The 12,917-nt window shown below is 65.6% G+C and carries 4 protein-coding genes; 2 read left to right on the top strand and 2 right to left on the bottom strand.

Translation table 11 applies throughout. The features are described from left to right. Window positions 1–101 precede the first annotated feature (101 nt). Window positions 102–4,430, bottom strand: a complete 4,329-nt coding sequence (locus CEX87_RS28020) for a hypothetical protein (protein WP_416171933.1) — start codon at window positions 4,428–4,430, stop codon at window positions 102–104. Then, the gene (locus CEX87_RS28025) at window positions 4,427–10,891 is read right to left on the bottom strand and encodes a BTAD domain-containing putative transcriptional regulator (protein ID WP_416171934.1); all 6,465 of its coding nucleotides are present in this window, start codon (window positions 10,889–10,891) and stop codon (window positions 4,427–4,429) included. Before CEX87_RS28025 ends, CEX87_RS28020 begins: the two co-directional genes overlap by 4 nt. A 147-nt stretch (window positions 10,892–11,038) precedes the next feature. On the opposite strand from CEX87_RS28025, the gene CEX87_RS26395 reads away from it, so the two are divergent. Both CEX87_RS26395 and CEX87_RS26400 read left to right on the top strand, forming a co-directional pair. Then, window positions 11,039–12,175: an alkaline phosphatase family protein gene (locus tag CEX87_RS26395; protein WP_094289814.1), complete on the top strand. Its 1,137-nt coding sequence runs from the start codon at window positions 11,039–11,041 to the stop codon at window positions 12,173–12,175. A 253-nt stretch (window positions 12,176–12,428) separates the two neighbouring features. Continuing rightward, a partial coding sequence (locus tag CEX87_RS26400) for an NlpC/P60 family protein (protein ID WP_142301133.1) occupies window positions 12,429–12,917 on the top strand: 489 nt, incomplete at its 3' end.

Consider the following 12,917-nt stretch of genomic DNA (forward strand, 5'->3'; position numbering starts at 1 on the left):
CATTACGGTGGGACACGAAGACCTCCAGAGTGAGTTGTGCGTTCTTCAGCAGCTCGCACTTCACTCGGAGGTCTTCGTTATGTCACCACGCCACGCCGTACCTAACGTCCGTGGTCAGTACAGCTAGATGCGTCCACCTGCGAGTCGCGCCGCTGCCTGGCAGGCGTACCGGGTCGGCCGAGTTCGTCGAAACGCGCGAGCGCAGCGTCGAGGTCGTCCTCGTCGAACACCTCGCAGCGGTTGATCATGTCGCCGTCGACAGTCAGTACGACGACATCTCGCCATTCGGCGTTGAAGCCTTCGCGAGAAGTTGCCTGAACAAACTGCGTGAAAACCGCTCCAAGCTCGCCCAACCGATGTGCGGCCACGATGCGGTTGCTGATGCGGGGTGCGACGTCCCACGTCGCACGCATGTATGCCGTCTGGTCACCGGGCGCAAAAGCCGTCCCACCCCGACGGTGGTCGACATTGACCCAGGCCGGCGTCGTCGGTGGCATCTCGCGCCGGTTGAACGCGGCGTTGGCGTTCGCGATCGCAGACCACGTGTCCGCGTGGGCGGCCGCTTCGCCGGCGATGTAACGGGCGTCGAGTTCGGCGAAGGCGGAATCGATGTCGTCGGGGTCGAACGAAACGGCTGCTGTGATCCGGCCGTTGGCGTCGACCTCGCCTACCCTGAGCATGTCGGTGTGCACCCCATCCGATCGCGGATCCCCTCCCCAGAAACTGGCTCGGGAGAGCACGAGTCGCTCCCCCCGGGTCGCAAGAATGGTGAACGTCGCATTCGTGAGTCCGACGTCGGAGATCGTCCGAAGGTCCTCGATTTCAGCATCTCGACCGTGTCGGACTCCTGCGCCCACCATGCGACGGCGATCGTCCTGCGTGAAGTCGCCGGCGATGGTCTCGGCCAGGGCATCCCAGTCGCGACTTGCGAAGCATCGTGTGAATCGCTCCCCGGCGCGGCTTGCCGCATTGTTCAATTGCTTTGCTGACCAGTGGAGTTCGTCGAATGTCGCTAGGGCGGTAGAGAGGTCCTCCTCGTCGAACACCTCCGTGCGGCTGAGCACGTCGCCGTCGACCATGATGACGTTGATCATCCGCCACTCGGCTTCGAACCCTTCTTTTGAGGTTCCGGCGCCCACATGAGTTACGACGGCGCCGAGGTCGGTCAGCTGATGCACAGCCTCCGGGTATGTGCTGATGTTCGCGAGCTCGTCGAGCGTTTCGCGCAGGTAAGGGACTAACCCGCCTGACTCAATCATTTTGAGTTGGCGGTGGTCGATGTCCACCATGTCGGGCGTCGTGGCGGCGACTTCGCCGCGATTGGCTGCGGCGTACCCCTGCGCAATGACCGACCATGTTCGGGCGTGTGGTGCCGCCTCGCCGGCCAGGTATCGGGCGTCGAGTTCGGCGAAGGCATTATCGATGTCGTCGGAGTCGAATATGACGCGTGCCACGACTCGCTCGTCGGCGTCGATCTCGACGACGTCGATGAGGTCGCTGCGAAACGCGTCAGGTCGGGTGTCTCCTTGGTAGGCGCGGCCACGACTCACGACAAGGCGCTCTCCACGGGTTGCAATGACGGCTGACCAAAGCGCCGTAACTCCTACAGCGGCGATTGCCGCCACTTCCCCGATCACTGCATCGCGTCCACGTCGGATACCGGCATTCACCACCCGACGACGATCATCGCTGAGAACATCTTCGGCCAGCACCGCCGCTATCGCGTTCCAGTCGCGCAACGCAAAGCACGCCTTGATGTGCTCGTACACCCGGCTTGCCGCATTCTCCGGATGCGTTGCCTGACTACTGAGTTCGTCGAATCTCGCGAGTGCAGCATCGAGGTCTGCGTCGTCAAACATCTCACAACGGCTGAGCAGGTCGCCTCTTACCGTAAGAACATCGGTTAGACGCCACTCGACGTCGAGCCCCTGTCGTGAGGTCCCCCTCGCCACATGGGTGACAACTGCTCCCAGGTCGGCCAGCCGATGAACGGATTCAATGTACAAACGGTTGTCCGCCATGTCTTCGAATCCGGCACGAAGGTATGCCATCAAGTCACCCGGTCCAATTCCTGCAACCGGCCGATGGTCCACGTCGACGAAGTTGGGCGTCGTCACGGGGATCTCGCGCCGATTCACCACCTCGAACGCACTGGCGATGACCGACCAGGTGTCCCCGTAGGGGGCTCCTTCTCCGCCGAGGTAGCGAGTGTCGAGTTCAACGAGCGCGCCATCGAGATCGTCTGGGTCGAAAACGATGACAGTTGAAATCCGACCGTCGTGGTTGGTCTCGAGGACAGTGAGCCAGGAGACTTCGCGCCCGTCGTCTTCCCGGGCACGGGATCGGATGAGAGCAAGCCGTTCGCCGCGAATGGCATGGACGGTTGAGTCCAGGTGTTTCGCGCCGAGGTCGGCCATCGCGCGTAGGTTCGCGATTTCTGCGTCGCGACCGGCGCGGGGTCCGCCGCCGATGACATGACGGCGATCTTCTGCAGATACGTCCACGGCGAACAACTCAGCGGTGGTGCGCCAATCGCGGACGGCGAAAGCGGCATCGAGGGCCGCGGACGCAAGGGTCGCCACGTTCTCCAGACGCGGTGCCGGACGGCCAAGTTCGTCGAAACTTGCGATTGCAGCGTCGAGGTCATCGTGGTCGAAGACCTCGCAACGGTTGATCAGATCGCCCTCGACGGTCAGAAGGTTGATTTCCCGCCACTCAGCGTCAAAGCCAGCTTCCGACGTCCCATGCACTGTGTGCGTGACAACCGCCCCGAGGTCGCTCAATCGATGCACGCACTCGAGGCGACTGGAGAAATTCGGCGTGAGTTCCCAGGCTGCACGGATGTATGCGCTGCCGTCGCCGGGCGCGAACGCAGTAGCGTGACGGTGGTCGACGCTCACCCAGTGGGGTGTCGTCGCTGGGAGTTCTCGCCGGTTGAGCGCGGCGTAGGCCTTCGCGATGACCGACCACGTGTCCGCGTGCGGTGCCGCTTCGCCTGCGGCGTAGCGGGTGTCCAACTCGGCGACAGCAGCGTCAATGTCATCTTGGTCGAACACAATCCGTGCGACGACTCGTTCGTCGGCGTCGAGCTCGATGACGTCGAGGACGAATGCATAAAACCCGCCAGCTCCCGCCGAGGATCGGATACGACTGAGGACGAGGTGCGCGCCGCGAGTAGAAATGACGTCTGACGTGATGGTCTCCACCCCGACGTCGGCGAGCGCCAAGAACTCGGCCATCAACGCATCTCGGCCCCGTCGTAGGCCGGTATTGACTACCCGGCGACGGTCCTCGCTCACAACATTGTCGGCCAGCATCTCGGCTATTGCGTGCCAGTCGCGGACCGCGAAAGACGCCTTGAAGCGGTCATAGAGCCGGCTTGCTTCGCTTTCTAGCCCCAACGCGGCCCGGCTCAGCTCGTCCAAGCGGGCAAGGGCCTCGTCGTGGTCCGCCTCGTCGAAGAATTCACAGCGGCTGATCAAGTTGCCCTCGACCGTCAGAAGGTGGATCTCCCGCCACTCGGCGTCAAAGCCCTCTTGTGAGGTCCCACGCGCCGCGTGGGTAAAGACCGCTCCGAGGTTGTTCAGCAGATGCACCGCCTCGATGCAAATGCTGTTGTCTTGCTCGAGGTCCCACGCAGCACGGATGTAGGCAGTCATTTCACCAGGCGAAAATGCTGCCCCCCGCCGGTGGTCAATGTTCACCCAGTCCGGTGTGGTCGGTGGGAGTTCATGTCGGTTGATCGCGGTATAGGTCTGCGCGACGACCGACCATGTCTGCGCAAAGGCGGCCGCCTCGCCGGCGAGGTATCGGGCGTCGAGTTCCGCAAAGGCGGCATCGATGTCGTCGAGGTCGAACAGGACGCGCGCCGTCGACTGATTGTTCGAGTTGACCTCGACGACGACGAGCACCTCCATGACAAGCATGTCTGGCTCTTGATCGTGCACCGACAAACGGACACGACTGAGGACGAGATTCCTCCCACGGGTCGCGATGACGCTTGAGGTCACGTTCTTGACCCCGACCTCGGCGATTGCGGAGGCTTCGGCGATCAGGGCGTCTCGACCCTGTCGGAGCCCGGCATTGACGACCCGACGGCGATCGTCCGTGCAAACGTCGTCGGCCACCCTCTCCCCTATCGCGGCCCAGTCGCGGGCGGCGAAATACGTCCAGAACCTAGCCTCCGCTTGGCTTGCGGCGTTTTCGAGATGCCCTGTTGGACGGCTGATCTCGTCGAATCTCGCGAGTGCGGTGTCCAGGTCGGTCTCGTCGAACAGTTCGCAGCGGCTCATCAGGTCGCCCTCGAACACGAGCACAGTGACGGTTCGCCACTCGGCGTCGAAGCCCCCCTCTGACGTCGACTTCCCTACACCGGTGGTGACCGCGCCGAGATTGCTCAGCCGATGCACACTCTCGATGTAGTAACTCAAGTCCTGCTCGTGGTCCCACCCGACGCGAAGGTATGCCCACATGTCACCCGGGGCGAATGCTGCCCCCGGCGGTGGTCGATACTGACGACGTCCGTTGTCATGGAGGGGAGTTCGCGCCGGTTGATAGCGGAAGAGCCGCAGGCGATGACGGACCACATCCGCGCGTACGGTGCCGCTTCACCTGCGAGGTAACGAGCGTCGAGTTCCTCGATGGCGGAGTTGAAGTCAGCCAGGTCGAATACGACGACAGCCGCGAATCGCCCGTCGGCGTCGACCTCGATCAGATTCATGGCATCGCCGTGAAAGGTTTCCGATTCGTCGACACCTGAGGCGCTGGCACGGGCGACAGCGAGGGCGAGGCGGTCGCCGCGCGTCGCAATAACGGCTGCGGTGATGGTGGCGAATCCGGCGCCGGCCGCGGCCCGCAAATCTTCGATGTCGCCACCCGCACTTCGTCGAAGGCCGGCATTCACGGTCCGCCGACGATCGTCGACAGAGTAGTCTTTGGCCGCAATCCCGACTAAGGCGTCCCAATCACGGGACGCGAAGTATGCCTCGAAACGTCGGTACGCGCGGCTTGCCGCGTTCTCCAGTTGAGGCACTGGACGATTCAGCTGTTCGAAGCTGGCGAGCGCGGTGTCGAGGTCGTCCTCGTCGAACAGCTCGCTGCGGTTGATCAGGTCGCCATCCACGGTCAGCAAGTTGATGTCTCGCCATTCGGCCTCGAAACCAGCTCGCGAGATTCCCCGTGCTGCGTGAGTCACAACCGCGCCGAGCTCGCTCAGGCGATGCACGGTATCGATGTAGATTCTGGTGTCCGGTGAGTCTTCCCACGCCGCAGAGAGGTAGACAGTCATGTCGCCGGGCGCGAAACCTGCGCCCCGCCGATGGTCGATGCTCACCCACTCCGGAGTTGTCGCAGAAATCTCGCGGCGGTTGAACGCGGCATAAGCATTTGTAACCACCGACCACGTCTGCGCGTACGGTGCTGCTTCGCCGGCGAGGTAGCGGGCGTCCAATTCGGCGAAGGCGGCATCGATGTCGTCGGGGTCGAATCCAGTCCTGGCGACTATCAGCCCGTCGCTGTCGATTTCGGTGATTTCCAGCGTTTGAGCGCTGAATGGGTCCGGCCCCCGGTCGTGCTCTTCGAATCGTGCTCGGTTGAGGCAGAGACAATCGCCCCGCAAGGCCACGGGCGTGCGCGTGATCTTGGCGACGCCCAAGTCGGCGATCGCTCGGACGTTGGCCATCTCCGTGGCACGGCCGTTGCTCACTCGCCGGAGACCTCGGCGCCGGTCCTCGGCCCGGACTTCAGCGGCGTACAGCGCGCCGATCTCGTCCAGACGTCTGTCGGCGAAGAGCGCGTTGAACCGATCATCGGCTCGACTTGCCGAGTTCTCCAGTTGCCGCACTGGCCGATCAAGTTCGTCGAATCGTGCCAGCGCTGCGTCCAGGTCTGCCTCGTCGAAGATTTCGCAGCGGTTGATGTCACCTGCCACCGTCAGCAGATTGATTTGCCGCCATTCGGCATCGAAGCCATCTTTCGACGTGCCACGGCTCACATTGGCAGTGACGGCTCCGATGTCGGTAAGCCGATGTACGGCCTCGATGTAGATGCGGATGTTCGGGGTGTCTTCCCACGAGGCGCAAATGAACGGATTCTGCTCGCCTGGCGCGAACGCGGTCCCCTGGCGGTGGTCGATGTTCACAAAGTCTGTAGATGTTGGGGGAATCTCTCGCCTATTGAGCGCGGCGTAGCCATCCGCGACGACTGACCATGTGTTCGCGTGTTCGGCCGCTTCACCGGCGAGGTACCGGGCATCGAGTTCGGCGATGGCGGTATCAAAGTCGTCGAGGTCGAACACGATCCTGGCTGCCATCACACCGGTGGTGTCGACTTCGGTGAGCTCCAGCGTTTCCACGTAGAACGCAGCGCGCCGCTTGGTCGGTTCTTCGAACCGTAGGTGGCTGAGGCAGAGACGATTACCTCGCAGGGCAAGTGGCGTATTCGTGATGTTGGCGCCCAGGGCTGCCATCGCACGGATGTTTTTCATCGCAGCGGCACGGCCGTTGGTCTCGCAACGGAGCCCGTGCCGCCGGTCTTCATCGTAGTGGTCGTCGGCTAGTAGCACGCCGACGTCATCCGGGCGTCCCTGCGCGATGAGTGCGAACTCCAGATCCGCGACTCGACTCGCGGCGTTCTCCAGCGGCGCGCGCGGGTGTTCCTGGAGCCGGGCGTACGCAGTGTCGAGTTCGGCGATCGCGGCGTCGATGTCGTCGGCATCGAACCACACCTGCAGCGTGATTCGACCGTTCTGGTCGATGCCGTATAGCAGGAGAAATTCGTCCTGTGGTGCCCCAGGGCTCACGTCGGCAGTGCCCACCGCTATCAGAGTGAGCGCCAGGCGTTCGCCACGGACGGCAATAATTACTTGGCTGACCCGTGTGGCGCCCGTCTCGAGCATGCGCCTGTTCATATGTGGCCACTCGCCCAATGGAACGTCGATCTGCCTAAAGCCGACGACCTTCCGGCGACTCTCAACAATGGCGTCGGGCGCAAATAGCTGCTCGAACTCGTCCCAGTCCTCGCGATCAATAGCGGCCACGACGCGTTCGCCGGCTCGCACGCATTCGTTGTCGAGTTCGGTATTCGGCATCTCTGGTACAAGCGAAGCAACCGGCTGGATACTTTCGCCGAGAACGCTGCACGCCTTCTCGGCAAGTGCCGCGGCACCTTTGCGTTCATACAGTTCGACGGCGCGCTCGGCGGCGGCTCGCGCACCCGCGACATCCCCGGCGGCGCCCAGAACCGTCGCCAAGGCTAGACACGCGTCGCCGTGATCGACCAACGCGTCCGTGCGCTCGGCAACGGCGACGGCTTCCTCGGCCACTCGCCGGGCCTCGTCGTGGTCACCGCGCCGCGCGAGCAGTTGCGCCCGAACCGTCCGCCAGGCGATCGCTGCCTTGAACGCGTGGCCGGCGAGACGCTCACCCACCGCGCACAATTCGTCGGCTTCGGCGTCCCGGTCAAGCGCCAGACAAGCCCGCGCCAACAAAGCTGCGGTCTCAGCCGTGTCGGCATCGAGGCCCATGCGGCGGAAACCGTTGTAGGCCCGTCGCAAGTGCGGCTCGGCGGCCGCGGCATCGTCGGCGACCAGCTCGACAATGCCCGCGAACTGCTCGACCTCGAGCAGTGCGTGTCGCATGCCGAGTTCGGTGAGCGTCCGTCTGGCCGAGTCGATCAGCTGACGCCCTGCGGCCGCGCGTCCGCGAAACGCGTCCAGCACTCCCTGGCAGCGAGTCGACGTCGCCTCCACCACTGGCGACCCGGTCGTAATCCGCAGCAGGCGGACCACATCCAGACACCGCCCGCCCGCACGGGGTACAGGGTTGGGACCCCACAGCGCCGCAAGCGGCGCGCCCGCCAACACCGCATTCACCCGGCGGTGTTCGCGCGCCTGTCGCGCCGCGGTCAGCGCATGGTCCAACGCGGTTTCGCAATCGCCGACGCGGCCGAGACGCGCCAGACACGCGGCGCGGACGGTGTGCGCCTTGGCCTCCCCCGCGGCGTCGTCAAGTTCGGCCAGCCTTTCCGCGGCCGCGCCCACTGCGGTTTCGATATCATCCAAGCGTTCGGGATTGGTGAGCATCGACAGCTGGCCATCGAAACATGCGCCCCAGGCCGCGAGACGAGGGGAATCGCCTGCGGCTGATTGCAACTGCGAAACGGCGCCGGTGGCCGACACCACGTCCCCGGCGGCCAGCAGCGCCTCACAGCGCGCGACAAGTAGTTCCGCCTGCAGGTCGTCGCGGTCGGGCAGCTCCTCGTCGAGTTCGTCGAGTGCGTGCAGCGCCTTGTCGTAGAGGTCCGCCGCACCCTCGTAGGCCAGGCGGGCCATCGCCTGATCGGCGGCACGCCGGCAGTACTCAACGGCCTTGGCCGCGTTGCCCGCCCACGCACACTCGAAATAGTGGTAAGCCAGTTCGGCCAGCAATTCGTCGTCGGCGCCCGGTTGGGCCTCAAGCGCTGTCGCGACCCGTTGATGGAGTCGCATCCGCCGCACCGATGCCAGTTCGGTGAGCAGCGACTGCCGGACCAGCGCGTGGTTGAACCGGTAGTAGCCACCGTGTTCTTCGATGAGGATGCCCGCCTTGGACGCTTCGTCGAAGGCGTCGATGAGATCCTGCTCGGTCACCCGCTCGACGAAGTCGACACCGAACCGGCTGCCGACCACTGCAGCAGCGGCGAGGGCCTTGTTCGTCTCTGCGGGGAGTCGAGACAGCCTGCGGCTAACGGCTTCTCGAACCCCTTGCGGCAGCGTGCTCGGGTCCCAGTGGCCACCGCTCTCGTCGACGTGACGCAGCGCCTCGATGAGGAAGAACGGATTGCCACCGGTGACCGACGCCAACGCCCGCGCCAGTTCTTCGTCGTCGTAGCCGGCTTCGGCGACGTATGCGGTGACGTCGTCCTCGTCGAGACCGCCCAGCGCAAGACGATCGGCCGAACCAGAACCAGCACTGCGGTGAAGATCGGCCAGCATCGCCGCAAGCGGATGCGAGCGGTCCAGGTCGGTGCTGCGGTACGTGCCGACGATCTGCACGCGCGCCTGCTCCCCGAAGCGCAATAGGTGGCGCAACAAAAGCAGGGTCGGCTTAGCCGCCCAGTGCAGGTCATCAAGTATCAGGACGACCGGTGCGCTCGCCGATGCGATTCCCAGCAGCCCGACGACGGCGTCGAACAGTGCGTAGCGTTCGGTGTCCGCGTCCGCGCGCGGTGGCGCCGCCAGATCGGGCAGCACGTCGGTCAGCCCGGGAACCAAGGACAGCAGGGCCTCGACGCCGCGCAAGGCGCGCAACCGGTTGGTACCCAGGCAGCCCACCAGCGACCGCAGTGCCTCGGCGAACGGTTGGTAGGGCACCCCCATGTCCTCGTCGCTGCGGCCGTACAGCACGACGGCGCCTTGCTCGTAGGCCTGCCGGGACCATTCGCCGGCCAGCCGCGTCTTGCCCACGCCCGGTTCACCGGCGATCAGCACTGCGCGGGTGCCCGCCGCGAGCGTGGTCTGCCAGGCCGCCAGCAACCGCTCGAGTTCATGGTTACGCCCGACGAACGGCCCAGGGCCTGCCAGCACCGCGGGCAAGTCGGGCCGCTCCATCGGCGCATCGGTTGTGGTAGCGCGGGTGTCGCCGGCGGTCTCCAACCGGAGTTCGAAGACATGCTCGGGGCGCGCCAGGTTCTTGAGGTGGCGCATCCCCAGATCGGCCAGCACCACATCGTCGGAAAGGGTGTCGATGACCAGTTCGGCCGTCGCGCCCGAGCACAGGATCTGGCCGCCGATGCCCAGTGACCGCAGGCGGGCGGCCCGGTTGACCGCCCGACCGAAGTAGTCCCCATCGCGAAACTCGACCTCACCGGTGTGCAGCGCGACCCGGATGCGCATCGGCTGGGCCAGCGCCCACGGCTCGTGACGGATCGCTTCCTGCAACTCGATCGCCGCCGCAGCGGCCGCCGACGGCCGATCGAACACCGAGAACGTCGCATCACCCTCGCCGCGCGTCTTGATCAGCCGTCCTGCGCGGAACGTGACCACCTGCTCGACGATCTCGTCGTGTCGGGCCAGCGCCACCGCCATGGCGTCCGCGTCGGCCTCCCACGCTGCGGTCGAGCCTTCGATGTCGGTGAGCAGGAAGGTCACCGCACGCGTCACTGCCGAATGGTGATGCGCCACTGGAAGTTCCAGTGATACATCCTGCGCGACGATCGCGGCCTCGAGCCGGCGAAGGTCCGGTCCCGGGTCGACGCCCAGCTCGTCGGCAAGCAGCGCCCGCACCCGCCGATACGCGCCCAGGGCTTCACCCTGCCTGCCCGCGCGGTAGAGGGCGAGCATCAAGTGACCCCAACGTCGCTCGCGCAGTGGCGCGTCGGCGACCGCGGCCTCGAGCTCGCCGATGATCTCCGCGGCCCGACCCGTCGCAAGCAGCGCGTCCGCCCGATCCTCCACCAGGGCGGCATGACCTTCGATCCAGCGCGTCTTCTCGGATGCACCGCGCCGGCCATCGGGCAGCTCGGGCATACCGCGCCAAAGCGTCAGCGCCTCGTCGAACCGGGCCACCGCCTCGCTGGCGTCCCCGGTGGCGATCGCTTCGCGGCCCAGTTTCGCGGCGGACTTGTACCGGGTGGCATCGATCTCGGTGGTGCTTACGGTCCAGCCCGCACCCTGGGTCACCACGAATCCGTCGCCGAGGGCGCGACGCAGGGCGGAGATGTGGGTCTGTAACGCCTTGACGGCGGTCCGCGGCGGGTCATCCCCCCACAACAACTCGACAAGGGCGGCGGCCGACACGACCGAACCGCCGTACAGGCCGAGCATGGTGAGAATGGCCCGGGGTTTGGCGCCCGGGATAGTGACCGGCAGCCCATACTGCCGGACCTGCAGAGGTCCTAGAACCCCCAGTTCCACCTCTTGGAGCGTAATCACATCCCGATCATCTGAGGGCCGATTCAACAAGCGGTCAAGAACCGGTAAAGGACCCCTGGAGCTGGGTCTTTGCGCTGTCAACGAACTGAGGTCCGGTGAGTCTCATTCGAGGTGTGGCAGGCTCGCCTCGTGGACCTGCCCACGCCGGATCCGGACCTGCCACACCTGGCCGACGTGGTGCCGTCGGTGCTGTCGGCGATCGGTGCGCCCGGTTTCGCGAACTCCCTCGGGCTCCCCGCTGACCTCGGCGGGGCCTGTGTCCTGTTGATCGACGGGCTGGGCGCCGAACTTCTCGACCGGTACGCCGCCGATGCGCCCGCAATGGCGTCGCTTCGGGGCAAGACGTTGACGGTCGGCTTCCCGTCGACCACCGCTGCGGGGTTGGCGGCGGTCGGCACCGGCCGCCGCTCCGGCGAGCACGGGTTCGTCGGCTACTCGTTCCGAGTGCCGGACGCCGGCGTCATCAACGCGCTGCGCTGGCGCCCGCACCCTTGGGGCCAGGACCTTCGCGGCACCGTCATTCCTGAACAGATGCAGCCACTGGCCACCACCTTCGAGCGGGCCACCTCGGCGGGCGTCGCCGTCAGCGTCATCTCCGGTGCCGAGTTCACCGGCTCCGGGCTCACCCGTGCCGTGCTCCGCGGCGGACGCTACGTCGGTGTTCACGCGCTCGGCGATCTCGCGGCGGCGGTGCAGACCACGCTCTCCGACGGCGGATTCTGCTACGGGTACCACGCTGAGCTCGACATGCTGGGCCACCTGTACGGCCCGGGGTCGGCGCAATGGCGCATGCAGCTGCGGCAGATCGACACGCTCATCGAATCGGTGGTCGAGGCGTTGCCGCCGGGCGGTCTGCTGGCCGTGGTGGCCGACCACGGCATGGTCGAGGTCTCCCCTGGCGACACGGTCGATGTCGACGCCACCCCGGCGCTGCATGACGGCGTCGAGGCCGTCGCCGGAGAGGCGCGCGCCCGGCACGTCTATATAGAGGACGGTTCCCACGGCGATGTGCTCGACGCCTGGCGGGCCGTGCTGGGTGAGCGTGCGTGGGTGCTTTCCAGGGAGCAAGCCATCGAGGCCGGGTGGTTCGGACCCCAGGTCAGCGACGAGGTCCGGCCCCGCATCGGCGATATAGTGGCCGCCGCCCGCGACACCGCGGCGATCGTGCGGCGCACCACCGAACCGCTGGAATCGTCGCTGATCGGGCACCACGGGTCGCTCACCTTCGCTGAACAGACGGTTCCGTTGCTGCTGGCGCTCGGCTGAGCTTTCGCCGCGACCCTCGCGGTGCACGGCAGATCGACTGGATTCCAACGTGATTCAGGCCGTGATGCGGCAGCGCAGTGGCAATTCGATTGCTGCACGGTCAAATTCAACCGGTGGTATTCGACGTTGCTAATCCAACGCCAAAAGGGTGACTCTGCAATGCTATTCGTGAAGTAGGTAATAGAAACCACAGGCTGTGAAGGCCATCACAGAATTTGGTGGCACTCTCCGGAAACTTGTAGCGTCCGACCGCGTGTTTGCTATTGCCACGCTTTTGACGCTTGTAAACCAGGTGTCCGGCACGCCGTACGTCACCGGCGGCGACTCGCCTGCCGGTACGGACTGCTCGGGCCTGGTGTCTTGGGTGACGAATGCAGCGACCGGTCGGCCCGTGTACGGCGACCGGTTCAACACGGGAAACATCGAGAGCGCCCTGCTCGAGCGCGGTTTCCAGTACGGCACCCAGCCCGGTGCCCTGGTGGTCGGCTGGAACAGCGGCCACACCGCGGCCACCCTGCCCGACGGCACTCCCGTCTCGTCCGGTGAGGGCGGCGGCGTGAAGATCGGGGGCGGCGGCGCCTACCAGGACCAGTTCACCAATCACATGTTCCTGCCGGTGCCGCCTGAGCAGCCGATGGTCCCGGGTGCCCCACCCGCGCCGGTGGTGATGATGGCCGGGCACGAGCCCGCCCCGCCGGCCGCTCCGTTCGCCCCGCCGCCGCCTCTGTCTCTATACACATCT

The organism is Mycobacterium lehmannii (assembly GCF_002245535.1).
GTDB classification, from domain to species: domain Bacteria; phylum Actinomycetota; class Actinomycetes; order Mycobacteriales; family Mycobacteriaceae; genus Mycobacterium; species Mycobacterium lehmannii.